The sequence below is a fragment of the Agromyces sp. NPDC060279 genome, from assembly GCF_042726785.1.
Classification (GTDB): Bacteria; Actinomycetota; Actinomycetes; order Actinomycetales; family Microbacteriaceae; genus Agromyces.
Genome location: NZ_JBHXBK010000004.1, coordinates 53,665 through 80,127, shown reverse-complemented (window position 1 = coordinate 80,127; position 26,463 = coordinate 53,665). Strand labels below are relative to the sequence as shown.

At 73.6% G+C, this 26,463-nt stretch carries 30 protein-coding genes; 14 read left to right on the top strand and 16 right to left on the bottom strand.

Translation table 11 applies throughout. The features are described from left to right. Positions 1–29 precede the first annotated feature (29 nt). A complete protein-coding gene (locus ACFWE1_RS13005; protein ID WP_376933849.1) occupies positions 30–2,621 on the top strand; it encodes an InlB B-repeat-containing protein in 2,592 nt (863 codons plus the stop codon). 33 nt (positions 2,622–2,654) lie between these two features. Here ACFWE1_RS13005 and ACFWE1_RS13000 read toward each other — a convergent pair whose 3' ends face one another. Beyond that, positions 2,655–3,266, bottom strand: coding sequence for a dihydrofolate reductase family protein (locus ACFWE1_RS13000; RefSeq protein WP_376933848.1), 612 nt, complete (start codon positions 3,264–3,266; stop codon positions 2,655–2,657). Positions 3,267–3,403: 137 nt separating this feature from the next. Here ACFWE1_RS13000 and ACFWE1_RS12995 point away from each other — a divergent pair, with 137 nt between their 5' ends. Beyond that, the gene (locus ACFWE1_RS12995; protein ID WP_376933847.1) at positions 3,404–4,195 is read left to right on the top strand and encodes a siderophore-interacting protein; all 792 of its coding nucleotides are present in this window, start codon (positions 3,404–3,406) and stop codon (positions 4,193–4,195) included. Here the strand turns inward: ACFWE1_RS12995 and ACFWE1_RS12990 are convergent. Next, positions 4,177–4,929 carry an EI24 domain-containing protein gene (locus ACFWE1_RS12990; RefSeq protein ID WP_376933846.1) on the bottom strand — a complete coding sequence of 251 codons (753 nt, stop codon included), beginning with the start codon at positions 4,927–4,929 and terminating at the stop codon, positions 4,177–4,179. The genes ACFWE1_RS12995 and ACFWE1_RS12990 overlap by 19 nt on opposite strands. 122 nt (positions 4,930–5,051) lie before the next feature. On the opposite strand from ACFWE1_RS12990, the gene ACFWE1_RS12985 reads away from it, so the two are divergent. Together ACFWE1_RS12985 and ACFWE1_RS12980 are read left to right on the top strand one after the other, a co-directional pair. Next, a complete protein-coding gene (locus tag ACFWE1_RS12985; protein WP_376933845.1) occupies positions 5,052–5,477 on the top strand; it encodes a VOC family protein in 426 nt (141 codons plus the stop codon). A 47-nt stretch (positions 5,478–5,524) separates the two neighbouring features. Then, a complete protein-coding gene (locus tag ACFWE1_RS12980) occupies positions 5,525–6,124 on the top strand; it encodes a class I SAM-dependent methyltransferase (RefSeq protein ID WP_376933844.1) in 600 nt (199 codons plus the stop codon). Between the two features lie 77 nt (positions 6,125–6,201). Here the strand turns inward: ACFWE1_RS12980 and ACFWE1_RS12975 are convergent, their stop codons facing one another. Both ACFWE1_RS12975 and ACFWE1_RS12970 read right to left on the bottom strand, forming a co-directional pair. Further along, a complete protein-coding gene (locus ACFWE1_RS12975) occupies positions 6,202–7,284 on the bottom strand; it encodes a trans-sulfuration enzyme family protein (RefSeq protein WP_376933843.1) in 1,083 nt (360 codons plus the stop codon). An 82-nt stretch (positions 7,285–7,366) separates the two neighbouring features. Next, entirely contained in the window at positions 7,367–7,867 is a 501-nt protein-coding gene (locus ACFWE1_RS12970) for an NUDIX domain-containing protein (protein WP_376933842.1), read from the bottom strand. 53 nt (positions 7,868–7,920) lie between these two features. Here ACFWE1_RS12970 and ACFWE1_RS12965 point away from each other — a divergent pair, with 53 nt between their 5' ends. Both ACFWE1_RS12965 and ACFWE1_RS12960 read left to right on the top strand, forming a co-directional pair. Next, entirely contained in the window at positions 7,921–8,559 is a 639-nt protein-coding gene (locus ACFWE1_RS12965) for an SDR family oxidoreductase (RefSeq protein WP_376933841.1), read from the top strand. Between the two features lie 275 nt (positions 8,560–8,834). Next, entirely contained in the window at positions 8,835–9,014 is a 180-nt protein-coding gene (locus ACFWE1_RS12960) for a hypothetical protein (protein WP_376933840.1), read from the top strand. A gap of 107 nt (positions 9,015–9,121) precedes the next feature. Here the strand turns inward: ACFWE1_RS12960 and ACFWE1_RS12955 are convergent, their stop codons facing one another. Then, positions 9,122–10,153: a PHP domain-containing protein gene (locus ACFWE1_RS12955; protein ID WP_376933839.1), complete on the bottom strand. Its 1,032-nt coding sequence runs from the start codon at positions 10,151–10,153 to the stop codon at positions 9,122–9,124. Positions 10,154–10,295: 142 nt separating this feature from the next. On the opposite strand from ACFWE1_RS12955, the gene ACFWE1_RS12950 reads away from it, so the two are divergent. Further along, positions 10,296–10,598: a DUF1540 domain-containing protein gene (locus tag ACFWE1_RS12950; RefSeq protein WP_376933838.1), complete on the top strand. Its 303-nt coding sequence runs from the start codon at positions 10,296–10,298 to the stop codon at positions 10,596–10,598. Between the two features lie 84 nt (positions 10,599–10,682). On the opposite strand, the gene ACFWE1_RS12945 is transcribed toward ACFWE1_RS12950, so the two are convergent. Next, on the bottom strand, positions 10,683–11,201 hold the full coding sequence (locus tag ACFWE1_RS12945; protein ID WP_376933837.1) for a MarR family winged helix-turn-helix transcriptional regulator: 519 nt from the start codon (positions 11,199–11,201) through the stop codon (positions 10,683–10,685). A gap of 104 nt (positions 11,202–11,305) precedes the next feature. Here ACFWE1_RS12945 and ACFWE1_RS12940 point away from each other — a divergent pair, with 104 nt between their 5' ends. Beyond that, on the top strand, positions 11,306–11,878 hold the full coding sequence (locus ACFWE1_RS12940; protein WP_376933836.1) for an NADPH-dependent F420 reductase: 573 nt from the start codon (positions 11,306–11,308) through the stop codon (positions 11,876–11,878). 6 nt (positions 11,879–11,884) lie between these two features. On the opposite strand, the gene ACFWE1_RS12935 is transcribed toward ACFWE1_RS12940, so the two are convergent. Then, positions 11,885–12,607, bottom strand: coding sequence for an MBL fold metallo-hydrolase (locus ACFWE1_RS12935; protein ID WP_376933982.1), 723 nt, complete (start codon positions 12,605–12,607; stop codon positions 11,885–11,887). 121 nt (positions 12,608–12,728) lie between these two features. On the opposite strand from ACFWE1_RS12935, the gene ACFWE1_RS12930 reads away from it, so the two are divergent. Both ACFWE1_RS12930 and ACFWE1_RS12925 read left to right on the top strand, forming a co-directional pair. After that, a complete protein-coding gene (locus ACFWE1_RS12930) occupies positions 12,729–13,454 on the top strand; it encodes an NUDIX domain-containing protein (protein WP_376933835.1) in 726 nt (241 codons plus the stop codon). A 1-nt stretch (position 13,455) separates the two neighbouring features. After that, the gene (locus ACFWE1_RS12925) at positions 13,456–14,922 is read left to right on the top strand and encodes a phytoene desaturase family protein (RefSeq protein WP_376933834.1); all 1,467 of its coding nucleotides are present in this window, start codon (positions 13,456–13,458) and stop codon (positions 14,920–14,922) included. A 77-nt stretch (positions 14,923–14,999) separates the two neighbouring features. On the opposite strand, the gene ACFWE1_RS12920 is transcribed toward ACFWE1_RS12925, so the two are convergent. The 4 genes from ACFWE1_RS12920 to ACFWE1_RS12905 form a co-directional block, all read right to left on the bottom strand. Further along, complete coding sequence (locus tag ACFWE1_RS12920) at positions 15,000–15,266, bottom strand: hypothetical protein (protein ID WP_376933833.1); 267 nt, start codon at positions 15,264–15,266, stop codon at positions 15,000–15,002. A 224-nt stretch (positions 15,267–15,490) separates the two neighbouring features. Beyond that, positions 15,491–16,096: a hypothetical protein gene (locus ACFWE1_RS12915; RefSeq protein ID WP_376933832.1), complete on the bottom strand. Its 606-nt coding sequence runs from the start codon at positions 16,094–16,096 to the stop codon at positions 15,491–15,493. A 31-nt stretch (positions 16,097–16,127) separates the two neighbouring features. Next, entirely contained in the window at positions 16,128–16,544 is a 417-nt protein-coding gene (locus ACFWE1_RS12910) for a hypothetical protein (protein ID WP_376933831.1), read from the bottom strand. Between the two features lie 350 nt (positions 16,545–16,894). After that, positions 16,895–18,277, bottom strand: coding sequence for an MDR family MFS transporter (locus ACFWE1_RS12905; RefSeq protein WP_376933981.1), 1,383 nt, complete (start codon positions 18,275–18,277; stop codon positions 16,895–16,897). Between the two features lie 218 nt (positions 18,278–18,495). Between ACFWE1_RS12905 and ACFWE1_RS12900 the strand changes: the two genes are divergently transcribed. Together ACFWE1_RS12900 and ACFWE1_RS12895 are read left to right on the top strand one after the other, a co-directional pair. Further along, positions 18,496–19,641, top strand: a complete 1,146-nt coding sequence (locus ACFWE1_RS12900) for an AI-2E family transporter (protein ID WP_376933830.1) — start codon at positions 18,496–18,498, stop codon at positions 19,639–19,641. Positions 19,642–19,727: 86 nt separating this feature from the next. After that, the gene (locus ACFWE1_RS12895) at positions 19,728–20,309 is read left to right on the top strand and encodes a hypothetical protein (protein WP_376933829.1); all 582 of its coding nucleotides are present in this window, start codon (positions 19,728–19,730) and stop codon (positions 20,307–20,309) included. Here ACFWE1_RS12895 and ACFWE1_RS12890 read toward each other — a convergent pair. Beyond that, positions 20,293–21,651 carry a GNAT family N-acetyltransferase gene (locus ACFWE1_RS12890; RefSeq protein ID WP_376933828.1) on the bottom strand — a complete coding sequence of 453 codons (1,359 nt, stop codon included), beginning with the start codon at positions 21,649–21,651 and terminating at the stop codon, positions 20,293–20,295. The genes ACFWE1_RS12895 and ACFWE1_RS12890 overlap by 17 nt on opposite strands. A gap of 256 nt (positions 21,652–21,907) precedes the next feature. On the opposite strand from ACFWE1_RS12890, the gene ACFWE1_RS12885 reads away from it, so the two are divergent. After that, entirely contained in the window at positions 21,908–23,191 is a 1,284-nt protein-coding gene (locus tag ACFWE1_RS12885) for a multidrug effflux MFS transporter (RefSeq protein WP_376933827.1), read from the top strand. Between the two features lie 23 nt (positions 23,192–23,214). Beyond that, positions 23,215–23,964 carry a phosphatase PAP2 family protein gene (locus tag ACFWE1_RS12880; protein WP_376933826.1) on the top strand — a complete coding sequence of 250 codons (750 nt, stop codon included), beginning with the start codon at positions 23,215–23,217 and terminating at the stop codon, positions 23,962–23,964. On the opposite strand, the gene ACFWE1_RS12875 is transcribed toward ACFWE1_RS12880, so the two are convergent. Genes ACFWE1_RS12875 through ACFWE1_RS12860 form a run of 4 tightly spaced genes read right to left on the bottom strand, consistent with a single transcriptional unit; the run spans position 23,952 to position 26,462 of the window. Beyond that, on the bottom strand, positions 23,952–24,449 hold the full coding sequence (locus ACFWE1_RS12875; protein WP_376933825.1) for a molybdenum cofactor biosynthesis protein B: 498 nt from the start codon (positions 24,447–24,449) through the stop codon (positions 23,952–23,954). The genes ACFWE1_RS12880 and ACFWE1_RS12875 overlap by 13 nt on opposite strands. Beyond that, on the bottom strand, positions 24,446–24,931 hold the full coding sequence (moaC, locus tag ACFWE1_RS12870) for a cyclic pyranopterin monophosphate synthase MoaC (RefSeq protein WP_376933824.1): 486 nt from the start codon (positions 24,929–24,931) through the stop codon (positions 24,446–24,448). The genes ACFWE1_RS12875 and moaC overlap by 4 nt, the downstream gene beginning before the upstream one ends. Continuing rightward, positions 24,924–26,183, bottom strand: a complete 1,260-nt coding sequence (gene glp, locus ACFWE1_RS12865; protein ID WP_376933823.1) for a gephyrin-like molybdotransferase Glp — start codon at positions 26,181–26,183, stop codon at positions 24,924–24,926. The genes moaC and glp overlap by 8 nt, the downstream gene beginning before the upstream one ends. Positions 26,184–26,216: 33 nt before the next feature. Then, positions 26,217–26,462 carry a MoaD/ThiS family protein gene (locus ACFWE1_RS12860; protein ID WP_376933822.1) on the bottom strand — a complete coding sequence of 82 codons (246 nt, stop codon included), beginning with the start codon at positions 26,460–26,462 and terminating at the stop codon, positions 26,217–26,219. Position 26,463 lies beyond the last annotated feature (1 nt).

Sequence of the window (26,463 nt, the reverse complement as noted above, 5' to 3'; positions counted from 1 at the left end):
ACTTCAGCCTCCCGGTCACCGAGAACCTCGTGCTGGCGCCGCGCATCGTCGACGGATTCGGGGTCTCCTTCGTGACGGGCGGCAGCAGCGTGCCCCCGGTCTTCGTCGTCCAGCCGGACACCGAGTTCACGCAGGCAATGCTCGATGCGGTCCCCGAGCCGAGCCGCACCGGCTACGACTTCACCGGCTGGTTCGCCGACGAGGCGGCGACCGTGCCCCCGACGCTGCCGATCACCGACACCGCGACGCTCTACGCGGGCTGGACCGGGCAGGACGTCGGCTACCAGGTCGCGTACTGGCTCGAGAAGCCGAACATCGTGCCCGACTCCTATCCCGCCGCGGCGTTCACACCCGGCACGGGGGCACCGCCCGCCTGGGACGACAGCGTGGGGGCGCTCAGCCCGGCGCAGCTCGCCGACCGGGCCACGTACCGCTTCCTCGGTGAGACGCCGGGCACGGCGACCGCGGGCTCGACGGTCGGCGGGCCGACGGCGAAGAGCCAGATCCCCGCCGGCATCGCCCTGCTGGTGCGCGAGCAGCTCGACCCGGCCGTGGTGCAGTCCGACCCGCTGCTCTTCGCCGACCTCGCGATCAGCGAGCAGGACGTCGTCGTCGCCGGCGACGGCTCGACCGTGGTGAACGTCTACCTGACCCGATCGCTCTGGCGGCTGGACTACCTGTTGCGGGCGCCGGGCGCGTCCGAGAACGCCCGCTGCACCGGCCTCGGCCAGTACGACGTCACGATGACCGTCGGCGGCGCGACCGTGTACGCGAGCCCGGCGCCGCCGGCCTCGGCCGCGCAGCTCGGCACCTACTCGGTCCGGGTGAAGATCGGCCTCGACATCCACGCCCTCGACGTCGCCCCCATGGTGCTCTCCGACGACGGCAGCGAACAACTCATCACAGCCACCTATGTGCCCGACCCCGCGAATCCGGCGACTGCCTGCCTGATCCGCGGCTGGGGCGCGCAGCAGGCGAACCCGACCGTCTTCCAGGCCGCGCAGACCGGTGCGAACGCCGACGCGGGCAGCGTGAACCGCACGGCCAAGACGACGCGGATGACGAGCCGGTGGATCCAGTCGAGCACGCAGCACCTCACCGAGCAGCACCTCTACGTCGAGGCCCTCGACCAGTCGAAGCCCGCCACCGACGTCGTCTACGGCCCCGATGGCACGCCGAACTCCCCGCTGCGGGTCGAGTCCCTGTACGCGAACAACCGCACGACGGTGCTCGTCGCGATCCCCCCGGCGGCGCAGGTCATGGACGACTTCAGTCAGAAGTGGTACTGGGCGCAGGACTGCGACCGCCAGGTCACCGGCGTGATCGACGGCTTCGAGTCGTACGTGGGCTACGGCGACGGACCGGGCAACATCGGCAACTGCTTCCAGTACGACACCGCGCGCAGCCTGTTCTACCAGCTGAACGACTCCGGCAACTCGAACGAGGAGCACCGCTTCTTCTTCTACAGCCGCAAGGCCTACACGCTGAGCTTCGACACCGGCGGCGGCAGCCCGATCGCCCCGGAGACGGCGCGCTACCAGGCCCCGCTCGACGGGCTCGCCCCCGCCGATCCGGTGCGCGGCGACGACGTCTTCCAGGGCTGGTACACGGACTCCTCCTTCCTCGAGCCCTTCGACTTCGCGGGCGCGATGCCCGCGAGCAACCTCGTGCTGTTCGCGAAGTGGCTGAAGAACCCGCACACGGTCGAGTTCTACGCCGACGCGCAGGCCGCGGCGCCGATCGACGAGCTCACCCAGCTCGTCGCCGACCAGGGCCGCGCGAGCGACCCGGGCCCGCTGCCGGACCGGCCCGACGGCACCACCTTCGCCGGCTGGTACGTGCGCACCGCCGAGGGCTACTTCCTGCCGTACGACTGGTCGTCGACGGTCGGCTCCGATCTCGCCCTGTACGCGCGCTGGCTGCAGCCCCCGGGCTCGCCGTTCTCGGTGACGTACGACGGGGCGGGGGCGACGGCCGGCACGGTGCCGAGCGATCCGTGGCGCTACGACGCCGGCACGAGTGCGATCGTCGCCGGCGGCGACGGGTTGCGCCGCGGCGACGCGGTGTTCGTCGGTTGGCAGCTGCAGGGTCCCGCCCCGGATGCCTCGGGCCTCGGCCCGAGCGACGGGCTGTACCAGCGCGGGCAGACCGTGCCGATCTCGGGCGACGCGACGCTCGTGGCGGTGTACGCCGCCCCCGACCCCGCCTACACGGTGACCTTCGAGGAGAACGGCGGCTTCGGCTTCGAGGTCGAGTGGGACGCGGTCGGCGGCGCGAAGATCACGTACCCGGATGCCGCGGACCTCGCCTTCGTCGGCCCGCCCGGGGCGAGCTTCCTCGGCTGGTCGACCGATCCGCGGGCGACCGCCCCCGACCCGGCCTACGCGCGGCTCGTCGTCGGCACGGTCACGGGCGACCTCGTGCTCTACGCGGTCTGGCGGCTGCCGGTGCCGCCGACCCCGACGCCCGAACCGCCGGGTCCGGGTCCGTCGCCGTCGCCTTCGCCGGGCGGCGACCTCGCCGGCACGGGCTGGGAGGGCTGGCTGCTGCTGCCCGCCGTGGGCCTGCTGCTCGCCGGGGCGATCGCGAGGGCCGCGGTGATCCGCCGCCGCCGCGCCTGAAACGGAACTGCGCCGGGACTGCGCCGGGCCGGCTCAGTCGTCGAGCTCGCCGATGTCGATGCCGGTGACGGGCTCGCCCGCGCGCTCGTAGATGAGCGACACGGCGCCCTTCGGCAGGGTCTGCGCCGGCTCGCTCAGCCGGAACGCGGCCGGCACGACGCCGTCGAAGAGCCGCCGCCCGCGGCCGAGCACGATCGGGTACACGTACAGGTGCAGCCGGTCGAGGAGGTCCGCCGCGATGAGCGCCCGGGTCAGCTCCCCGCTGCCGATGACGTGGATCTCGTCGAAGCGCTCCTTCACCTCGGCGAGCTCGACGGCCGGGTCGCGCACGACGGTCGTGCCGGCCCACTCGGGCTCGCCGATCGTGCGCGAGGCGACGAACTTCGGCACGGCGTTGAACTTCGCGCCGATCTCGTTCTGCTGCTTCGGCCAGTAGGCGGCGAAGATGTCGTAGGTGCGACGGCCGAGCAGGAGCGCGTCGAGCCGAGCGAGTTCGGCGCCGACGAGCTCGCCGCCCTCGTCGCTCCAGTAGGCGCCCTGCCAGCCGCCGAAGGGGAAGCCGCCGGAGGGGTCCTCGTCGGGACCGCCGGGCGCCTGGTAGACGCCGTCGAGGGTGAGGAACACGTCAGCCGAGATGATGCCCATGCCGGCCATGCTCGCGGCCCGCGGCGGGAGCGGCCAGCCGCAGCGGGACGGATGGCACGGCTGACCCGTGGCACGATGCCGCTCATGCAGCTAAGGTAAGCATTACCTAACTCGTATCCTCCCCGGCAGGAGCACCCGTGGCATCCAGCAACATCGCCGTCACCCATTCCGAGCTCGGCGTCGTGCTGGCCGAGGTCACCGCGGCCCGTCGCATCTCGCCGCACTTCGTGCGCCTCACCGTCGCGGGCGAGGCGCTCGCCGAGTGGCGGCATCTGGGCTTCGACCAGTGGTTCCGGCTCGCCGTGCCGACGAACGACGACACCCGCTTCGACAACCTCGCCGACACCTTCAACATGAGCGGGTACCTCAAGTACCTGACGCTCCCGAAGTCGACGAGGCCCGTCATCCGCAACTACACGGTGCGGGAGTTCCGCCCCGAGCTCCGCGAGCTCGACATCGACTTCGTCGTGCACGGCGACGACGGCGTCGCCGGTCCGTGGGCCGGGTCGCTGCCGCTCGGGGCGAGCGTCGGCCTCATCGACCAGGGCTGCGGCTACCGTCACGGCGACGCCGACGAGGTCGTGCTCGTCGGTGACGAGAGTGCGCTCCCGGCGGTGCTCGGCATCCTCCGCGACCTCCCGCGCGAGGCGCGGGGCCACGCGATCGTCGAGGTGCCCGAGCTCGCCGACGCGCAGGACAGCACGGCACCGGAGGGAGTCGCCCTGCACTGGGTCGCCCGCCGCCCGGGCGAGCCCGTCGGGGCGGCCGCGCTCGCGGTGCTCCGCGAACTGCCGCCCTTCGGCGCCGCCGTCTCGGCCTTCGCCGCGGGGGAGTCGAAGCTCGCGACGGGCGCCAGGCGGCACCTCGTCGGCGAACGCGGCGTGCCGAAGGCGAACGTCGACTTCTGCGGCTACTGGCGCGCCCGCTGACGCTCGCCGCGCTCGAGCACGTCCCGGGCGAGCATCGTCGCCCCGGCGACCGCGGCCGGCATCGTCGCCACCGCCCCGAGCGGCACGAGGAAGCAGAGCTGCGTCGCCACGCCGAAGCCGAGCACCCGCCAGCGCGAGGCCGCGAGCAGCTCGCGCCGCCGCGCGGGGTCGACCGCCCGCGCGTCGAACGCCCGCCCCAGCAGCTCGCGGGCGAGCAGCCGCCCGGTGAGCACCACGCCGAGCACCGCGGCGAGGGCGGTGCCGAGCAACGGCACGAATCCCGCGACAGCGGTCGCCGCCGCAGCGAGGACGCCGAGGCCGAGGAGCGCCGCGGCATCCGCGACCGTGCGCCAGAATCCCGTGCCGTCGCCCGTGGGCGGCGAGCCGAGCTCCGCTTCGACGTGCCGCCAGATGCGCTCGTAGAACGGGTCGCCGATGACGAGCGTGAGCGCCGTGAACGAGACGGCGGCGAGCACCGCCGCCGCGCCGAGGGCGACGACGCCGAGCGAGATCCGCAGCAGGGCGCGCCAGCCCTCCTGCCAGCCGTTGGCGAACGGGGTCGCCCAGTCGACGAGGCCGGGCAGCGCGAGACCGAGGGCGGTGAGCCCGGCGGCGAGCACGACGAAGGCGACCGCGGCCGGGATGAGCCCGAGCGCCATCGCGTCGGGGCGGCGGCGCCAGAAGCCGAAACCGCGGCCGAGCAGCGCGAACCCGGCGGCGAACTCCCTCAGCACGGCACCAGCCTAGGCGCGAAGGGGTGGAGGCGGCGGCCCGGTCGGCGTAGCGTGAGCGTCGACCGGCCGATCGGTCGGTGAACGCTCACGCGTCCGCCCGGGCGCACGGTGAAGGGGAGACCATGGCCGACCTGGTCGTGCACTTCGAGATCCACGCGAGCGAGCCGCAGCGGCTCGTCGACTTCTACTCCGAGCTGTTCGGCTGGCGGTTCACCCGCTTCGGGGACTTCCCGTACTGGATGATCGACACCGGCGAGGGGGCGATCGGCAACACCGACGGCGCCGCCGGGCACGGCATCAACGGCGGACTTGCCCAGCGCCAGGGGCCACCGCCCGAGGTGGGCGCGCCCGTGAACGGCTGCAACATCGTGGTCGCGGTCGACGACGTCGACGAGACCTACCGTCGCGCGCTCGGCCTGGGCGGGAGCGACGCGCTGCCGCCGGAGGACATGGCCGGCGTCGGCCGCACCGCGACGATCCTCGACCCGGACCGCAACCTCATCGGCTTCATCTCGCCGATGCTCTCGGACGGCACGCGCGCGATGTGAGCGGCGGCGGGCTTGACGCGGCGGACCGGGCGTGGTCGCATGGCCGGATGCCGCAGCAGGAACGCCCGCCCCTCGTCGACGACGACGCCCTCGACGAGCTCGAGCGCGAGTGGTTCGGCCGCGTGCACGGCCGGGTGCTCGAGATCGGCGCCGGCGAGGGCGAGAACTTCGGCGCGCTCGCACTCGACGTCGTCTGGACGGGCCTCGAGCCCGACGCGGAGCGGCGCACCGAGCTCGCCATCCGAGCGCGCGAGTGGGGGCACGAGCAGCCCGTGCTCGCCGCCTCGGCCGAGCGGATCCCGGTGCCCGACGGCGCATTCGACGCGGTCATCGCGAGCTACGTCTTCTGCACGGTGCCCGACCCGGCCGCCGCGCTCGCCGAGCTGCGCCGGGTGCTCGTGCCCGGCGGTCGGCTCGTCGTCGCCGAGCACGTGGGGGCGCCGCGCGGCACGGCGAAGCGCGCGGTGCAGCGCCTCGCGACGCCGAGCTCGGTGCGCTGGTGCCACGGCTGCCATCTCGACCGCGACACCGAGCTGGCGATCGCGGAGGCGGGCTTCCTCGCGGAGGAGGTGCGCCGGGTGCGGGCCCGCTCCTTCCCGCTCGGCGCGCTGCCGATCCTGCTCTACGAGGGCGTCTCGCCCGCCTGACCCTCGGCTCCGTTCTCGACTTGCCCGACTTTCATGAAAGTCGGGCAAGTCGAGAACGGGACGTCGGGGAACGGGGGTCAGCGGGCGGCGTCGAGGGCCTGCAGCAGGTCGGCGGCGAGGTCGTCGACGTGCTCGATGCCGACCGAGAGGCGCACGAGCCCCGCCGGGATCGTGTCGGCCTCGGCCGCCCAGCGGCGCCGGCGCTCGAGCGTCGACTCCACTCCGCCGAGGCTCGTGGCGTGCACCCAGAGCCGGGCGGCGGCGACGAAGCGGTCCGCGCCCTCGGCGCCGCCCGCCACGACGAGGGAGATCACCGCGCCGAAGCCCGGGTAGCGCACCTCCTCGAGCGCGGGGTGCCCGGCGAGCCGCTCGACGAGGTCGCGCGCGTTGCGCTCGGCCCGGTCGAGGCGCACGTGCAGGGTGCGCAGCCCGCGCAGCGCGAGGAAGGCCTCGAAGGCCGAGGGGATGGCCCCGCCGAGCGAGCGCCGGTCGACGAGCCGCTGGGCGAGCGCGTCGTCGTTCGTGACGACCGCGCCCATGATGACGTCGCTGTGCCCGGAGAGGTACTTCGTCGCCGAGTGCACGACGAGGTCGGCGCCGTCGGCGATCGGGCGCTGGCGCAGCGGGGTCGCGAAGGTGTTGTCGATCGCGACGAGCGCGCCGTGCGCGTGCGCCCCGGCGACGAGCGCCGGCACGTCGCCGAGCTCGAGGGCGGGGTTCGTGGGCGACTCGAACCAGAGCAGCGCGGCGCCCTCGCAGGCGGCGGCCACGGCGGCCGTGTCGGTGACGTCGACGTAGGCGACGCGGATGCGTCCGGACTCGACGCGGGCGTCGAGCTGCAGCACGGTGCCGGTGTACGAGTGCCGCGGCGCGACGACGAGGCCGCCGGCCGGCACGAGCTCGAGCACGGCGTCGACGGCGGCGATCCCCGAAGCGAAGCTCGTGGCGCGCCCGCCTTCGAGCGCGCCGAGCGCCTCCTCGAACGCCGCCCAGCTCGGGTTGCCGTAGCGGCCGTACTCGAGCGCCCCACCGGCGACGTAGGTGGAGGCGAGGTGCAGCGGCGTGTTGAGCGGTTCGTCGGGCTCGTGGGCCGGGCGTCCGGCGGTCACGGCCACCGTCTCGGGGCGAACGTCGGCGTCGGCTGCTCGGGGCTGGGTCATGCGTTCCTCTCGTCGCTCGCGCCGCGCGGGCGCTCCGTCAGGATATGCAGCGCCGACGGCGTGTGACGCCATGTTCCGCGGCTCAGCTGCCGCCGCGCTCCGCCGCGCCGCCCGCCGCGCCGTCCAGTCTCGCCACGAGCGCGGACAGCGCGGGTCGCTGGCCGACGACGAGCCGTTCGGCGGCGCGACCCAGCGGCATCCACTCGGCTCGGTCCACCTCGGGGAACGCGACCGTCCGGCCCGAGTGCGGCGGCCACTCCAGCTCGAACGTCTCGCTGACGACCTCGTCGACCTCGAAGTCGGGGGCGGCGAGGGCGAAGACGTGCACGGTCTTGCCTGAGGCGTAGCGCACCGGGCCGAGGTCCACGACCTCGCCGCCCGGCGGATCGACGCCGATCTCCTCGGCGAACTCCCGACGAGCGGCGGCGAGCGGCTCCTCGCCCGCATCGAGCTCGCCCTTCGGGATCGACCAGGCCGCGGCATCCTTCTTCGCCCAGTAGGGCCCGCCCATGTGGCCGAGGAAGACCTCGAGCTCCCCGCCCCGCTCGCGGTGCAGCAGCAGCCCGGCGCTCGTCACCGGCATCCGGTCCTCCGTCCAGGGTCGCGCGCTAGCGTGGACGGCGGAAGGGAGCCGACATGACCCGCATCCTGATCATCGGCGGCCACGGCAAGGTCGCCCTCCTCACCGAACGCCTGCTCGCCGATCGCGGCGACGAGGTCGACGCGGTGATCCGCAACCCCGAGCACGCCGAGGCGGTGCGCGCCGCCGGGGCGAACGCCGTGCTGGCCGACATCGAGCAGCTCGACGTCGACGGGCTCGCCGAGCTCATCGCTGGGCACGACGCCGTCGTCTGGTCGGCCGGCGCGGGCGGCGGCAACCCGGAGCGCACGTACGCCGTCGATCGGGATGCCGCGATCCGCTCGATGCGCGCCGCCGAGCAGGTCGGCGTGCGCCGCTACGTGATGGTGTCGTACTTCGGCTCGCCCGACCGGGTCGAGCCCGACACGAGCCCGTTCCGGCACTACGCCGCCGCGAAGGCGGCCGCCGACCGGGAGCTCGCGGGCAGCGAGCTGGCGTGGACGATCCTCGGGCCGAGCACGCTCGAGAACGGCCCCGGCACGGGCCTGATCGACACGGCGGCCGGCCAGAGCGGCACCGTCGACCGCGCCGACGTCGCCGCCGTCATCGCCGAGACGCTCGCCCAGCCCGCGACGATCGGCCGCACGATCCGCTTCAACCGCGGCTCGACGCCGATCGCCGAGGCGCTCGCCTGACGGGGCGCAGCCGAACCAGCGCGCGGCCGCTACGACCGGGCGCGTCAGTCCTTCGCCTTCACGAGCGACCAGAGCGCGCTGAGCAGCAGCACGCCGCCGACGAGGGCGATGAGTCCGAGCACCGTCCAGAGCACCGCTTCGATCGTCATGGTTCCTCCTGAGGGTCGATGTCGCCATTCTGCTCCTGAGGCTCGCGCTTGACCAGGGGGGGGCGGCGCGCCGCGCCATCCGTCAACCCCGTTGTCGCAGGCCGATGCGCGGGGCACGCTGGCAGCATGAACGGAACGGATGACCCGCGCGACCCGGATGCCCCTCGCGACTCGGATGCCCAGCGCGACCCGGATGCCCAGCAGCTCGAGCCGCACGAGCGCGAGGAGCTCGACGAGCTCGAGGCCGACAACCCCGTCGAGGAGGACCAGCTGGAGAGCCTCGACCCCGAGCAGCCGCCCGCCTGAGCGCCGTCCCTCCCGTTGCGCGCGCCAACACGTCAGTATCTGCGGGTGCGCGGCCCGCGCGACCCGCACATCCTGACGTCATGCCGGGCCGGCGGGCGCCGGGCCCCTCAGGTGTCGCGGTGCGCCCAGTCGAGCAGGCGATCGAGCGGCCAGGTGTTCACGATCCGCTCGGCGGGCACGCCGGCCCGCTCCGCACGGGCGGCCCCGAGCCCGAGGAACGCGAAGTGCCCGGGCGCGTGCGCGTCGCTGTCGATCGAGAACAGGCAGCCGGCGTCGAGCGCGAGCGCGATGAGTTCGTCCGGCGGGTCCTCGCGCTCCGGGCGCGAGTTGATCTCGACGGCGACGCCGTGCTCGGCGCAGGCGGCGAACACGGCGTGCGCGTCGAACTCGGACTGCGGCCGGGTGCCGCGCGAGCCGCGCACGAGCCGGCCGGTGCAGTGGCCGAGCACGTTCAACCGCGGATGCGCGATGGCGTGCAGCATCCGCGGGGTCATCTCCTCGGCGGGCATGCGCAGCTTCGAGTGCACGCTGCCGACGACGATGCCGAGCCGCGCGAGCAGCTCGTCGCGCTGGTCGAGCTCGCCGCCGGTGAGGATGTCGACCTCGATGCCGGGGACGAGGCGGATGCCGAGGCCACCGTCGCCCTCGCCGTGGCCCGTGTCGAGGGCCTCGACGAGGTCGAGCTGCGTTTCGAGGCGCTCGGCGCTCAGCCCGTTCGCGACGCGGAGGCTGGGGGAGTGGTCGGTGACGACGAGGTAGTCGAGCCCGGCGTCGCGGGCCGCGGCGGCCATCACGGGCAGGCTCGTCGTGCCGTCGGACCAGTCGGTGTGGCTGTGCAGATCGCCGCGGAGCTCGCGGCGCAGCGGGCTCTCCGCCTCACCGCCGCCGAGTTTGGCGCGGAGCTCGGCGAGGTAGTCGGGCACCCGGCCCTCGGCGGCCTCGGCGATGACCGCGTAGCTCGTGTCGCCGATGCCCTTCGTGCGGCGCAGGGAACCGTCGGCGATGCGGCGGGCGAGTTCTTCGGCGTCGAGCCCAGCGATCGCGGCCGAGGCCCGGCGGAACGCCTTCGCCTTGAACGGGTTGGCCAGCTCCCGTTCGAGCAGCAGGGCGATCTCGTCGAGCGCGGCGGCGGCATCCATGCCCCCATCCTCGCGCCGCGGGCAAGGTGAGGCAATCCTAATCAAGAAATCTCGTCTGATCTGCGGAAAAACACCGTGCAATGCGTGGCGCGGCCGCGGTCGCCGGAGTAGCATCGCCCGCAACGAGACGACGGAGGCCGACATGAGCATGACCCTCGACGAACTGCCCCGCGTCACCGAGTGTTCGGTGGCCGGGTGCTCCTACAACGACCACTCGCACTGCCATGCCGCGGCCGTCACGATCGGCGGCACGGTCGGCGACGCCGAGTGCGCGACCTTCATCCCGCTGAGTGCGAAGGGCGGGCTGGACAAGGTCGTCACGCACGTCGGCGCCTGCCAGCGCGCGGAGTGCATCCACAACGAGCAGCTCGAGTGCGCCGCCCCGGCCGTCCGCATCGGCGCCGGCGCCGACGATGCCGACTGCCTCACGTACGAGGTGCGCTGAGCGGCCATCCGCCCGTACCGCCACGAACCGCCCGCCCCGGTGATGAGTCCCGGGGCGGGCGTCGTCGTCCCCGGGCCGGCGCGGCTACGCGATGCGGGTGCGCGGGCCCTCGCTGAACTGGCACGAGGTGGCGTTCAGTCGCTGCTCGGGGTCGAGCCGGCCGAGCACGGCGCCGGCGATCTCGTAGAGCTGCTCGAGCTGGGTGGGGCTGAGGGCGTCGAGCACGTTCGCCCGCACGGTGCGCACGTGGCCGGGCGCGGCCTGCTCGATCAGGGCGAGGCCCGCCTCGGTGATCGTGGCGTTCGTGGCGCGGCGGTCTTCGGGGCAGGGGAAGCGGCGCACGAGCCCGCGCGCCTCGAGCCGGCGCATGACGTGCGAGAGCCGGGGGAGCGTCGCGTTCGTGAGCGCGGCGAGCGCCGTCATGCGCATGGTGTGCTCGGGGGCGCCGGCGAGCGACATGAGCGCGACGTACTCGAAGTGGGTGAGCCCGACGTCGGCGCCGAGCTGCGCGTCGAGCGCGCTGGGCAGGAGTTCGGCGACCGCGACGAGGCGCACCCAGGCGGCGGATTCCTCGGACGAGAGCCAGGGGGTCGGGTCGGTCATGGGCCCAGTCTAGCGCAATAGTTGACGCAACAACTGATTCGGCGTAGGGTGTTGGTTGTCAGAACAACTAATGGCGTCCGAAGGGGCGCCCGGAAGGAACGGCAATGACCACGGTCAGCATCATCGGCAGCGGCAACATGGGCAGTGCGATCGGCGCGATCGTCGCCGCGGGCGGCAACTCGGTCGAGGTGATCGGCCGCGACGCGACCGCCATCACCGGCGAGATCGTCGTGCTCGCCGTCCCCTACCCCTCGCTCGCCGAGATCGTCGAACGCCACCGCGACGCCCTCGCGGGCAAGATCGTCGTCGACCTCACCAACCCCCTCGACTTCTCGACCTTCGACCGCCTGGTCGTGCCGGCCGACGGCTCCGCCGCGGCCGAGCTCGCCGCCGCCCTGCCCGACTCGAAGGTGCTGAAGGCGTTCAACACGAACTTCGCCGCGACCCTCGCCTCGAAGACCGTCGGCGGCGCCGTGCCCACGACCGTGCTCATCGCCGGCGACGACGACGCCGCGAAGGGCGCGCTCGCCGAGCTCGTGCGCGCCGGCGGCCTCGAGGCTGTCGACGCCGGCAGCCTCGCCCGGGCCCGCGAGCTCGAATCGATCGGCTTCCTCCAGCTCACCCTCGCGGTGCAGGAGCGCATCTCCTGGACGGCGGGCTTCGCCCTCGTCAAGTAAGCGGAGTCAGCCTCGCTCGCGAAGGTAGGCGAGCTGCGCACGGACGGATGCCTCGGCCGCCTCGCGGACCGAGGCATCCGTGTCGTGATAGACCGCATCCGTGACGGCCTCGGCGGAGGCGTCGGCGCCGAGCTCCGCGAGCGCCGCGCGCACCTGGTCCAGCCGCTCGGCCCGATGCGCGAGGTAGGCGTCGCAGATCGCCGCGAGATCCGGCAGCACCGGGCCGTGGGCGGGCAGCACCGGCACCGGGGCATCCCTCCCGCTCGCGAGCGCGCGCAGGCGCTCGAGCGAAGCGAGGTATGGGCCGAGCGCGCCGTCGGGATCGGCGATGATCGTCGTGCCGCGGCCGAGGATCGTGTCGCCCGTGAGTACCGCGGGGCCGGCTTCGCCGTGTACGACGACGCAGGCGGAGTCGGCGGTGTGGCCCGGCGTGTGCAGCACCTCGAGTGCGAGGCCGGCCGCGTGGATCGTCTCGCCGTCGACGAGCGGCGCCGCGCCGACGCAGTAGGCCGGGTCGAACGCCCGCATCGGTGCGCCGACGAGCTCGGCGAAGCCCAGGGCGCCGGCGACATGATCGGCGTGGTGGTGGGTGACGAGCACGAGCTCGACGGGGCCCGCCGCCGCGAGCCGGCCGAGGTGCGCCGCGTCATCGGGACCGGGGTCCACGATCACCGCGCTCGCCGCGCCGGGCGCGCGCAGCACGTACGAGTTCGTGCCGTCGAGGGTCATCGGCCCGGGGTTCGGCGCGAGCACGATGGTCGCCTCACTGCTCGCCCGCTCGCCGTCCGCCCGGTTCCGCTCGCTCACGCAGGCAGTGTACCCGCGCGGCGTGCGGGCATAGGCTGTCGGCATGGACGCCCTGAACGAGCAGGTGCCGGCCAGCACCGCTCCGCCCGCCTCGCCGCCCGCCCTCGGCGCGGCCGCGACCGTCGTGCTCCTGCGCGATGGCGAGCTCGGCCTCGAGGTCCTCCTCGCCGAGCGCCCGCACGACCGCGGCTCGTTCCGCGGCGCGTGGGTGTTCCCCGGCGGCGCCGTCGACCCGGACGACGCGCACGGCCAGGCCGTCGACGACGTCGAGAGCGCCCGCCGCGCCGCTGTCCGCGAGACGCGCGAGGAGATCGGCATCGACATCGACCCCGACGAGCTCGTCGCGTTCTCGCACTGGGTGCCGCCGATGATCGCGCAGAAGCGGCTCGTCACCACGTTCTTCGCCGCCCGCATGCCCGACGGCGAGCTGCGCCCCGCACCGGACGAGCTCGTCGCCGTCGCCTGGATCCGGCCGGCCGAGGCGCTCGAACGGCACGCCTCGGGCGCGATGACGCTCTGGCCGCCGACCTGGGTGACCCTGCACGGGCTCGCCGCCGAGGCCTCCGTCGACGCCGCGCTCGCGCGGTTCCGGCAGCGCGAGCTGCACCGCTTCGCGGGACGCTTCGACGAGGCCGGCACGACGCTGCTCTGGCAGGAGGATGCCGCGTACCTCGCCTCCGACGGCGCCGAGCACGGTGCCGGCCTCGACGGTCCGCGGCACCGGCTCGTCATGACCGAGCTGCCCTGGCAGTACCTCTCGGCGTTCTGAGATGAGCGACGTCACCGTCGTCGGCAGCGGGCCGAACGGGCTCGTCGCCGCCGTCGTGGCCGCGCGGGCCGGTCTCGACGTGCTCGTGCTCGAGGCGGAGGACACCATCGGCGGCGCCACCCGCACCGCCGAGCTCACGCTGCCGGGGTTCCACCACGACGTCGGCTCCGCGGTGCATCCCGCCGCGCTCGCCTCGCCCGTGCTGCGCGAGCTCGGCCTGCTCGGCGAGGCCGGGGCCGCGCGCGGCGTGCGCTGGATCGTGCCCGAACTCTCCTACGCGCACCCGATGCCCGGCGGCGGGGCCGGGCTCGCCTGGCGCGAGCTCGAGCGCACGGTCGCGGGGCTCGGCGGCGACGGCGGTGACTGGCGTCGTCTCGTCGGCCCGCTCGTCTCGCGCATCGAGGGCGTCGTCGACTTCACCGGCTCGCAGCTGCTCCGGATGCCGCGCGACCCCGTCGCCGCGCTGCGCTTCGGCGCCCGGGCCGTCGATCAGGGCACGAGCCTGTGGAGCTCCCGGTTCAGCGGGCCGGTCGCCCCGGCACTGCTCACGGGGGTCATCGCGCACGCCGCCGGGCGGCTGCCGAACCTCGCCTCCGCGGGTGCCGGGCTGCTCCTCGCCGCGCACGGCCACGCCGGCGGTTGGGGCTTCCCCGAGGGCGGGGCGCAGCGCATCGCCGACGCCCTCGCCGCGGAGCTCCGCCGGCTCGGCGGGCGCATCGAGACGGGGATCCGGGTGCGCGAGCTCGCCGAGGTGCAGGGCAGCCGCGCGGTGCTCCTCGACACCGGGCCCGCGCTGCTGCGCACCGCCCGGCTGCCGCGGCGCTACGTGCGGGCGCTGGATCGCTTCCGCCCGGGCAGCGGCGTCGCCAAGGTCGACTTCGCGCTCGACGGGCCGGTGCCCTGGGCGTCGGAGGAGGTCGGGCTCACCCCGACCGTGCACCTGGGTGGCACGCGCAGCGAGATCGCCGCCGCCGAGCGGGCCGTCGCCGCCGGCCGCCAGCCGGGCACCGACGGGGCGCCGAGGCATCCCTTCGTCCTCGTCACCCAGCCGAGCGTGCTGGACGCGAGCCGCGCGCCCGCCGGCAAGCACGTGCTCTGGGCGTACACGCACGTGCCCGCCGGGTCGACGTTCGACGCGAGCGAGCTCATCACGGCCGAGGTGGAGCGCTTCGCGCCGGGGTTCCGCGACCTCGTGCTCGCCTCGACGGCGAGCTCGGCGGTGGACCTCGAGCGCGGCAACGCGAACCTCGTCGGCGGCGACCTCGGCGGTGGGGCGACGACGCTCGCGCAGCTCGTGAAGCGCCCCGTCGTCTCGCGCACGCCCTGGCGCACCCCCGTCGACGGCGTCTACCTCTGCTCGGCCTCCACCCCGCCGGGGCCCGCGGTGCACGGCATGAACGGCTGGTACGCCGCCCGGCTCGCGCTGCGCGAGCGCTTCGGCATCCGCCTGCCCGAGCTGCGGGCGTAGCCGCCATCCCGCCGAGTCGGTCAGGGCCAGCGGAAAGCACGTGGCCGACGGGCGCACCCAAGCTGTGACCCGCCCCTTCAGAATCGGGAGGCTGATCGGCTCGCGCGACGAGCCGGTGGCGCGATCTCGGGGGCGGCGATGAGGACGGCGAGTGCAGTGAACACCACCATCCCCTCTGACTGCACCAAGAAGGCACTGAAACGTTGCCAGGCAGTTTGGTCCTGGACCACGTCGGCAGTGAGATGAACGGTGGCAAGCGCGGCGAGCAGGGTCGTCATCGCGACGAGCGCTGATGAGATGAGGGCCCCAGTTCGGACCTGACCAGGTTCCATGCTGAGCAGCACCAGAGCTCCTACCGCCACCAGCACGCCTGTCGCTGCGGTGAACGGCCACGCCGGGGTAGGCGTTCTGAACCCCGCAGGGATCAAGTCTGGGCCGAGGAGGGTGCCAGTCGTCGCGCCCCATTCAAGCGCTGCCCCGTATGCGCTCGCCAGGAGAACTGCAAGGGTGGTACCGGCTCCGAGCAAAGCTCCGGCGAGGGGTCCGCGATTCGCTCTCACGGCTGAGGTCATGAACTTCGGTCGGGATGCAGGAGTTGGACATTCATTCGTGCTTGGCCGTCCGCTGTCGTCGAGGTCAGTGCGCCTTCGCGGTCACGCGTATCGCCGGTAGCGAGGTAGCTCGTGACCAGGCCGAGGCCGTCTGGGACTGCGACAAATCGGAGCGCATCGGGGACCAGGTACGCCTCGGTGTAGCCGCGCTCCTCGCCGGATGCGCCGAACGAAGCGACAGCGCCGGAGACGCCTTCCTTCGCGAACTTGTCGCCTGCAACGCAGACCATCGAGGAGTCACCGGTCGTGAGCAGCATGCTCACGAGACAGATTTGGTTCTGTTCACTCTCGACCACCCAGTAGCGAGCGGTCGCGTCGGAGCCGAGCGCGCGAGACGTGTCGTACCGAAGGCCAGCACCGTCCGCGTACGGAACGCCCTCGCTCTCGGCGGGAAGCTCGTCTTCCGCGCTGGCGGGTTCGGAGAGGACTTGCAGGTACACCTGCGGTGCTGCGTTCGCAAACGAATTCGCTCCCCACGCGGATGTTGCGCCGAATCCGAGAGCGGCAGCGGCAGTTACCGAAAGCGTGATGGCGCTCACGGTGATCGTCGCTTGAGGTGCCATGGTGTTCCTTGCAATCATCAGCTGCTCCTGTTCAGTTCGAGTACTTGATGTCGCAATACATGTCCTGCGGGTGGCCCGGATTCGGGATATCCCAGTAGAAACCGCATCGACCGTACGCGTAGGGGACCTCGCCTCCGGGATTCGCATACACCCAGCTGCCGCCACCGCCGCTCGCGAGCGAGCTCCCTCCTTGCCAGTAGACCCGGCTGTGCGCAGTGAGGAAGCCGTCCTTGTGCTCGACCCACGTCGCATTCCAATCGATTCTTGTAACGGTGGGACTTTGCTTGAACTGGCCAGCAGAAGCGGCAGAGCTGCTTACACCCCAGTATCGATAGCAGCACACGGTGGCGGCGTTGGCGACCATCGGCTCTACGAGTGCGACGACCGCGCCGAGCAGGCCCGCAATCGCGGCGCCCCGAAGCGCCGTTCTCCATGTCTTGTGATCCATTGATTCGACCCCTTCGTCGGATCAAAATGCGAGGTTCTCTCCTCTTCAAAGATTGCAGGGAGAGGGGATTCCGTCAAGCGGTTCGAATCAGAATTGAGCGATTCGGGATACTTCGAACCGGTTGATGTAAATGGGCAATCTCGTCGCGAATCGTGCTGAAATGGCGCTTGGGATTCCATGAGTGCGCCCTCCGCACTCCGGTCGCGCTCGCAGGCGACCGCACCTCGTCGAGGGGGTCGCTTTCCGGCATCCGGACGGGCCGATCGCGCTCGCGCCGCCGGAATCCGACCCTCTCGGCAGGGCGGGGCAGGCCGGGCGGGGCAGGGCGGGGCGGGGCGGGGCGGGGCGCCTCAGCCGGCGGCGGACGGCTCGCTCGGGGCGAGCTCCACGTCCTCGACCCGCGCCCGGGGCATCACCAGGGCCGCGACGATCGTCGCCGCGGCGGCGACGATCACGGCGACGAACACCGCGGTCGCGGCGCCCTGCACCGCCACGGGGGAGTGGTCGCCGAGCCCGGAGCGCTCGATCACGCCGTTCGCCACCGCACCGAAGACCGCGACGCCGACGGCGCTGCCGACCGAGCGGAGGAACATGTTCGCGCCAGTCACCACGCCGCGCTCCGACCACGGCACCGAGGACTGCGCCGCGATGAGCGTCGGGGAGGCGACGAGGCCGAGGCCGAGGCCGACGATGAAGCAGGCGAGGGCCGCCGTCCACGGGTTCGGCACGAAGGACGCGGCGATGAGCGCCGCCGAGCCGGCGATGGCGATCGCAAGGCCGATGAGCGCCGTGGTGCGGAAGCCGAGGCGCAGGTACAGCCGCCCGGACTGCGACGCCGAGATCGGCCAGCCGAGCGTGAGCGCCGCGACCGCGAGGCCGGCCACCAGCGGGCTCGACCCGGCCGACACCTCGAGGAACGTCGGCACGTAGGAGGTCAGTCCGATGAGCACGGCGCCGACGCCGAGCGAGATCAGCGAGGTCGTGACGATGAGCCGGCGGGAGAACACCCAGAGCGGCAGCACGGGCTCTTTCGCCCGCAGCTCGATGAACACGAACGCCACGATGAGCGCCGCGCCGACGCCGAAGGCGCCGAGTGACTGCCACGACAGCCACGACCAGGCCTGACCGCCCTCGAGCACCGCGAGGATGAGCAGCGTGAGCCCGAGCGTGAGCACGATCGAGCCGCTGACGTCGATCGTGTGCTTCTCACGGCCGAGCGACTCGTGGTAGCGGCGCCACAGCACGACGGCGGCGATGATGCACAGCGGGATGTTGATGAAGAAGATCCAGCGCCAGTCGAGGTAGCCCGCGAACAGCCCGCCGAGCGTCGGCCCGATCACCGAGGACGCCGCCCAGACGCTCGCGATGTAGCCCTGCACCCTCGCGCGCTCGCGCACCGTGTAGATGTCGCCGGTGATCGTGATCGAGACCGGCATCACCGCGCCCGCGCCGAGGCCCTGCACCGCGCGGAACACGATGAGCGAGGTCATGTCCCAGGCGAAGCCGCAGAGCACCGAGCCGAGCAGGAACAGCCCGATGCCGACGAGCATGATCGGCTTGCGCCCCACCGTGTCGGCGAGCTTCGCGTACACCGGCACCGAGACGGCCTGGGCGAGCAGGTAGACGGAGAAGAGCCACGGGAACTGCGCGAACCCGCCGAGGTCACGCACGATCGACGGCACCGCGGTCGCGAGGATCGTCGAGTCGATGGCGATGAGGCCCGTCGCGAGCATGAGCGCGATGAGCACGGGCCCTCGCTCCGAGCGGAATCCGACGGCGGTCTCTGCGGTCACGGTGCTCCTTCCGGCGGGCGCGCGTCGCTTGCGGGCGCACCCCCCCCCCTGAGGTCAACGCGGCCGGCCCCCGTTCATTCCGAGCACAGGAGATCCGGCCTATCAACTCGCCGCGGGGGACCTTCCGCGACGCGCAGGGCTCCGGCTACGGTCGGAGCATGCGGATCCCGTCGAAGTCCCGATCGGCCTCCGGCCCGGCGAAGGCCGAGGCCACCGTGCGCGACGCCACGAGCAAGCCGGCCGACGTCGTCGAGCTGCCCTCGTTCCGCGTCAACGCGTTCCGGATCGGCTTCACCGCGACCCTGGGCGTGCTCGTCGCGCTCGCGCTCGGCGGCATCGTCGGCCAGCTCTCGACCGTCATCCTCTACGTGGCGCTCGCGCTGTTCCTGGCGCTCGGCCTCGACCCGGTGGTCAGCTGGATGCAGCGGCGCGGCCTGCCCCGCTGGGCCGCCATCCTCATCGTCTTCGCCGTCGTGATCGGCCTCTTCGTCGGCCTGATCGCGACCATCGTGCCGATCGTCATCACCGAGAGCACCCGCATCGTCAACGACTGGGACCGCATCGTCGTCGCGGTGCGCGAGAGCCAGCTCGTGAGCTGGATCAACGGGCTCACGGGCGGCGACTCGATCGACCAGGCCATCCAGGCCATCGGTGACTGGCTGAGCGACCCGGCGCACATCGGCTCGCTCGGCGGCGGCCTCCTCGCAGTCGGCGCGGGCATCGCGGGCGGCTTCACGGGCGCGACGATCGTGCTCATCCTCACCCTCTACTTCCTCGCTTCGCTGCGCTCGATGAAGCGCGCCTCGGCCCGCTTCGTGCCGGCCAGCTCGCGCCGCGCCTACCTCGACGTCGCCGGCGACATCACCGGCGCCGTCGGCCGCTACGTCATCGGCCAGGTCACCCTCGGCGCCGTGAACGGCGTGCTCAGCCTCATCTACCTCACGATCATCGGGGCGCCGGCGCCGATCCTGCTCGCCTTCGTCGCGTTCCTCTGCTCGCTCGTGCCCCTCATCGGCACGCTCACGGGCGCGGTCATCATCTCGCTCGTGTCGTTCGCGGCCTCGCCCGTGACGGCGCTCGCCGCGGCGATCTACTACCTCGTGTACATGCAGGTTGAGGCCTACGTGATCAGCCCGCGGATCATGAACAAGGCGGTCGCGGTGCCGGGCGCCCTCGTCGTCATCGCGGCGGTCGCCGGCGGCACGCTCGGCGGGGTGCTGGGCGCCCTCGTCGCGATCCCGGTCGCGGCGTCGATCATCATCATCCTCGAGAAGGTCGTCTTCCCGCGCCAGGACGCCCGCTGAGACGGGTCGGGCCGGACGGCTCGCGGCCGGGGACGGATGCCGCGGCGCTGCGGCACCGCGACCAGCTGGCGTTCGCGACGGCCGCCGTGTGCGCCGTCGCCGCGGCGCTCATCTGGTGGCTCTGGGTCGCGCCGATCGTGCAGTCGGTGGCGGCCGCCGAGTCGCGGCCGCTCGGCGAGGCGGCGACCGTCGAGCTCGCCGCCGGGGAGCGCGCCGGGGTCTGGGCGCGCGGCATCGCCGCGAACCTCGGCACCCTCGAGTGCCGGGCGATCGGCCCCGGCGGCGCGGAATCCGCGATGCGGTCGGGCCCGTCGCTCGACTGGGACGACACGCTCTGGTGGATGACCCCGAAGCCCGGGTTCGTGCAGCTGCTGCAGTTCACGGCGGACCGCGCGGGCGACTACGCGGTGAGCTGCGTCGACGCGCTCGACACCTACGACGCCGAGGTGCTCGTCGCGGGCGACGCGTTCGGCAGCGGCAGTCTCGGCCTCGGGGCGGGCGGCGCGAGCCGCTTCCCGATCGGCAGCGTGCTCGCCTTCGGCGCCGTCGTGTTTCCCGGGGTCGCGGTCCTGATCCCGATCGTCATCGGGCTGCGCCGCTGGGTCGGCCGGGTGCGGGACCGGCGCCGTCCGCGCTCGTCGTGGGGCGGACTCAGAACCAGATGCTGAGGCGGGGCGCGCGGCTCGTCGCGAACAGGCGGTCGGCGACCGCGAGCGAGCCGGGCCCGGTCTCCTCGACGCGGCCGGCGCGGGCCAGCAGGCTCGCCCTGGCGTCGCCGAGGTACATCGCGGCGAGGGCGTCGACGCCGAGCCGGAGGCCGTGCGCCGGCTTCGAACGGCGGGTCGGCGCCGTCGTCGCTCGAGTCGAGGCATCCGCCGCGTCGCCGTCGAGGCGCTGCACCTCCGCGACCCCGCGCGCCGAGACCTCGAGCGCGTAGCGGCCGGCCGCGTAGCCGAGCGGGTCGTCGAGCTCGAGCACGAGCGAGCCCGGGCCCTCGTAGCGGCGCGCCTCGAGCGCGGCGACGGGGTCGAGGATGCGCAGCCAGAGGTGATCGCCGACGGTCGTCGTGATCGCCCGCTGGTCGGCGAGCAGCCAGCGGAGCGGCTCGTCGACGGAGCGGAGGCGGGCGCGCACGGTCGACACGAAGTCCTGCTCGAGCAGGAAGCGCCAGAGCGCCGCCTCGGCCTCGTCGCTCGCGGCGGCGAGGAAGTCGAATTCGAGGACGCCCGCCCCCATGCCGTCGCGCGTGATGCGGTACGAGACGAAGCCCTGCGCCTGCCCGCGTTCGTCGTCGTAACGGGCGACGCGGGTCGCCCTGGCCGTCTCGCCGGCGGGGTCCTCGAGCCCGAGCACGCGATCGACGAGCGCCGGCCAGCGGTCGATCTCGCCGGGGGTGCGAGCGACCTGGCGGCGCACGATCTGTCCGGCCGTGCGGCGGAAGCCCGCGGCATCCGTCACGAAGCGCACCCGCCCCGGCGCCGCGGCGCCGGCCCACTCGACGCGGCGACGGTCGATCTCGAGGCTCGCCGCGCGCGCGGCGGGCGCGTAGCCGTAGCGGCCGTAGAGCGTCGCCTCGGTGGCGGTGAGCATCGCGACGGCGGCGCCCGCGGTGACGGCGTTCGCGAGCTCGGCCTGCATCATCGCCCTGGCGATGCCGCGGCGGCGGTGCGTCGGGGCGACCGTCACGGCCGCGACGGCCCAGCCGTCGACGCTGCGGCCGCCGGGCACGCTGAGGCCCGTCGGCCAGCTCGCGACCGTCGCGACGGGGATGGCGTCACCGAGCTCGGGGTCGTAGACGCCCTGCACCCGGCGGTCCTGCAGCAGGGCGCCCTCACGCTCGAGGGTCTCGGGCGTCGGCCGGGGGTGGTGGAAGCCGCGGTGCTCGGCCTCCGACCAGGCGGCGAGCGCCTCGCGATCGTCGGGGGAGAGCACGCGGTAGTCGAGGCCGAGGCTGCCGAGACGGGCGGCGGTGGCGGGGTCTGCGGGGAAGGCGCGGAAGTCACTCGACACGCTCGCCACCCTACCCACCCCGCCTGAGCGCCCGCCCCGCCCGCGCGCCCGATGCGCTAGCATGGACGATCTCGAATCGATTCGATACCGCGGACGCCATCGGCGGTCCGGGCGCGGGCACTCGACCCGTGCGCGATTCGAGCCCCGGGTCCGGCACGCCGGCCCCGATCCCGGCGGGCCCGCCCGACCCGCCCGGCCAGCACCGCCATCCAGCACCGCCGCCCGCGCTCAGCCGCCGCATCCATTCAGGGAGCACATGTCCACCGCCTCCATCCCGATCATCCGCCCCGACGACACCGGCTCGGTCTCCGCCGTCAGCGCGCACCCCGGCGACCGGCTGAGTCGCCGCCAGCGGCTCGTCTACGTGCTCGTGCTCGGCGCGCTCACCGCGCTCGGGCCGTTCACCGTCGACCTCTACCTGCCGGCGTTCCCCGTGCTGCAGTCGGAGCTCGGCGTCGGCGCGGCCGCCGTGCAGCTGACGCTCACCGGCACGATGATCGGCTTCGGCTTCGGGCAGCTCATCGTCGGGCCGTGGAGCGACAAGGTCGGTCGGCGGCTGCCGCTCATCCTCTCGACGCTGCTGCACATCGCGGCCTCGCTCGGCGCCGCGTTCGCGCCCGACATCACCTGGCTCGCGGTCTTCCGCCTGCTGCAGGGCTTCGGCGCGGCAGCCGGCGGCGTCGTTGCGATGGCGATGGTGCGCGACCTCTTCGGCGGCAAGCCGCTCGTGCGCATGCTCTCGCGCCTCGCGCTCGTCAACGGGCTCGCGCCGGTGCTCGCGCCCGTCATCGGCTCGCAGCTGCTGCAGGTGATGGACTGGCGCGGGGTCTTCTGGGTGCTCGCCGCCTACGGTGTCGTCGTCGTGCTCTGCGTCGCCTTCCTCATCGTCGAGACGCTGCCGAAGCAGCGCCGGCACGCGGCCGGGCACTCGACGATGCGCGAGCGCTACCGCGCGCTGTTCCGCGACCGGGTCTACCTCGGCGCGGCGCTCGTCGGCGGCATGGTGTTCACGGGCCTGTTCGGCTACCTCTCGACCTCCTCGTTCCTGTTCCAGGAGGTGCACGGCTTCACGGCGCAGCAGTACGGCCTGCTCTTCGGCGTGAACTCGGTCGGCATCATCATCGGTGTGCAGACGAGCTCGAGGCTCATGCGCGGCCGGGTGCAGCCGCAGTGGATCCTCGCGGTGACGACGCTCGTGCTGCTCGGCTCGGCCGTCGCGATCGCGGTGCTCGACCTCACCGGGGCCGGCCTCTGGGGCACCATCGTGCCGCTGTTCCTGTTCATCATGGCGTGCGGCTTCTCGTTCCCGGCGGTGCAGATCCTCGCGCTCGCCTCGCACGGCAACGAGGCGGGCACGGCGGCGTCGCTCCTCGGCGCGCTGAACTTCGGGCTCGCCGGCCTCATCTCGCCGCTCATCGGGCTCATGGGCGTCGGCAGTGCCGTGCCGATGGCGATCGTGATGACCGCGGCGGCCCTGGTCGCGATCGTCGCGCTGTGGGTGCTCGTGCGCCCGCGCAGCGTGCCGCCGCTGGGCGACTGAGCCCGGGCGGCTAGCGTGGGCGCATGGCCCACGACGAGTCGAGCGACCCCGAACCCGGCCCGGCCGCGGTCCCGCGCAGCACGGAGCAGGCGGATGCCCCGGCGGCCCGCCGCCTGCACCGGCGGGTCATCGTCGCCGCGGGCGTCGGCGTGCTCTTCGTGGCCCTGCTCCTCGGCGGCCTCATCGCGGTGCGCAACGGCGTCATCGGCCTCGACGAGGGCTGGGCCGGCGAGGTGATCGAGCTGCGCGGCGCGTTCGGCGACGCGGTCGCGTTCACGATGAACCGCCTCGGCGGCGGGGCGATCGGCGTCTTCGTCGTGCCCCTCGGCGGCGCGGTCGTGCTGCTGCTCTGCCGCAGACCCTGGGGCGCCGCGTTCTTCCTGCTGGCCTCGGCCGCGAGCGCGGGGGTCGTGCAGCTGCTGAAGCAGCTCTTCGGCCGGGCCCGCCCCGAGGACATGCTGGTCACGAGCGACTTCGGATCATTCCCCTCGGGGCATGTGGCCAACGCCGCGACGATCGCCGTGGTCGTCGGCATCATCGCGCCGCGGGTCTGGGTGTGGGCCCTGGGCGTCGCGTACACGCTGCTGATGGCGTTCACCCGCACCTACCTCGGCGTGCACTGGCTCACCGACACGATCGCGGGCGCGCTCGTCGGCGCCGGGGTCGCGCTCGTGGTGTGGGCGATACTCGCCCGGCCGCTCGAGCAGGAGCGGCAGCGCTGGCACCGACGGCGGGAGGCCTCGGCCGGCGCCGCCCCGCTTCAGGCCGGGTGATCGCCGCCGGCGAGCTGGTCGAGCACGTGGTCGAGCACCTCGTCGAGGACGCCGAGCCCGTCGCGCACGCCGCCCGATGAGCCGGGCAGGTTCACCACGAGCGCCCCGGCGGCGATCCCGGCGCGGCCCCGGCTGAGCAGCGCCGTCGGGGTGCTGGCGGCCCCGCGGCGGCGGAGTTCCTCGCCGAAGCCGGGCAGCTCGCGGTCGAGCACGGCGGCGGTCGCCTCGGGCACCGTGTCGCCCGGGGCGATGCCCGTGCCGCCGGTCGAGACGACGACGGCCGGGCTCGTCGCGAGTGCCGAGTCGAGGGCGATCGCGAAGTCGGGACCGTCGGCGACGACGACCGGCCCCTCGACGGCGAAGCCGCGCTCGCGCAGCCACTCGGCGATCACCGGGCCGGTGCGGTCCTCGTAGACGCCGGCCGCGGCCCGGGTGGAGGAGACGATGACGACCGCGTGCGCACCGTGGCGACTGCCCGCGCTCACGCGCGGCTCCACTCGCCGCGCTTGCCGCCCGACTTGGCGAGCACGCAGACGTCGGTGATGACGGCCTCGTGGTCGACGGCCTTGATCATGTCGTAGAGCGTCAGGGCTGCGACGCTCGCGGCGGTGAGCGCCTCCATCTCGACGCCGGTCACGCCGTTCGTCGTCGCCGTGGCGACGACGCGCACGCGGTCACCGGCCGGCTCGAAGTCGACGGCGAGCTTCGTGAGGGGCAGCGGATGGCACAGCGGGATGAGCGTCGAGGTCTGCTTCGCGGCCATGATGCCGGCGATGCGCGCGGTGCCGAGCGCCTCGCCCTTCGGCAGGGTGCCGTCGGCGACGCGGGCGACGACGTCCTCGCGGGTGACGAGCACCGCTTGCGCGCTCGCCGTGCGCCGGGTGACGGCCTTGTCGGTCACGTCGACCATGTGCGCCGAGCCGTCGGCGCGCAGGTGCGTGAGGCCGGAAGCGGTCTCGTCAGTCATCGATCCTCCAGACGTCGACGGGGGCGCCGGCCGGGAGCCGGTCGACGCCCACGGGCAGGTGCACGAGCACGGTCGCCTGCGCGTACGCGTGCAGCAGGTGCGAGCTGGGTGCGCCGACCTCGACGGCGCCGTCGCCGTCGACGACGCCGCGGCGCACCTGGTGCTTCGCGAGCGGCGACACCACCTCGTGGGCGAGCGGGAGCGTGGCCCGGTGCCGGTCGGGGGCGAGCCCCTCGAGGCGGCGCAGCACCGGTCGCAGGAAGAGCTCGAAGGAGACGAGCGCGCTCACCGGGTTGCCCGGGAAGGCGACGACCGGGAGGGCGGCCTCGTCGTCGAAGCGGGCGAGCCCCAGCCCCTGCGGGCCGCCGGGCTGGATCGCGACCTTCTCGAAGGCGACGCCGAGCGGGGCGAGCGCCTCCCGCACGACCTCGAAGGCGCCCTCGCTCACGCCGCCGCTCGTGACGACGAGGTCGACGCGGCCCGCGGCGGAGCCGACGGCCTCGCGCAGGGAGGCGGCGTCGTCGGGGGAGACCGCCTCGACCACCTCGGCGCCGCAGGCGCGCAGCGCGGCGCCGAGCATCGTCGAGTTGGCGTCGTGGATCTGCCCGGGCCGCAGCTCGGCCGCCGGCGGCCGCAGCTCGTGCCCGGTCGAGACGAGCAGCACGCGCAGCCGTCGCCGCACCGGGAACGCCGTCACGCCGGCGGCCGCGAGCGCGCCGAGCTGCGCCGGGCCGAGCCGCGTTCCGGCGGCGAGCAGGAGCGCGCCCGCCGCGACGTCGCTGCCCGCCCGGCGGATGAAGGCGCCGGGCTCGACGGGGGCGGCGAAGCCGACCGTCTCCTGCACGGGCGAGTCGTGACGCGCGCCCGAGATGCCGATGAACGACGGCGGATCGGCGGCCTCGATCGGCACGACGGCGTCCGCGCCGCGGGGGATGGGGGCACCCGTCATGACGGGCGAGGCGGTGCCGGGGGCGAGCTCGAAGACGCGGTCGCCGGCGGCGCTCGTCGGGCCGATCGGCAGCCGCACCGGAGCGCCGGGCGCGGCGCCGGCGAGCTCGGCGGCGCGGAGGGCGTAGCCGTCCATCTGCGAGTTGTCGAAGCCGGGCAGCTCGATCGGGCAGACGACGTCGGCGGCGAGCACACGACCGAGCGCGTCGCCGCCGGAGAGGCTCGCGTGCTCGGCGTCGAGGGTGGACTCGAGCGGGGCGAGCAGCTCGGTGACCGCACGACGGTGTTCGGCGTAGCTGCGCATGCGTTCAGCCTAAACGGCGGATGCCTCGGCGGCTCAGCCGCCGGCGAACGGCGGCAGCAGATCGACCGCGGCACCGATGGGCGTGGCCGGGTCGCGGCGGACGGTGCCGTCGACGAGGAAGGAGCCGTTGCGGAGCACCCGCTGCATGGGCTCGCCGTAGCGCTCGGCGAGCAGCTCGCGGAGCGCGCCGACGGTCGCCTCGCCGAGCTCCAGGCGCTCCTCCTCGCGACCCGCGGCGTCGGCGGCGGCCGCGAAGTAGCGCACGGTCACGAGGGTCATG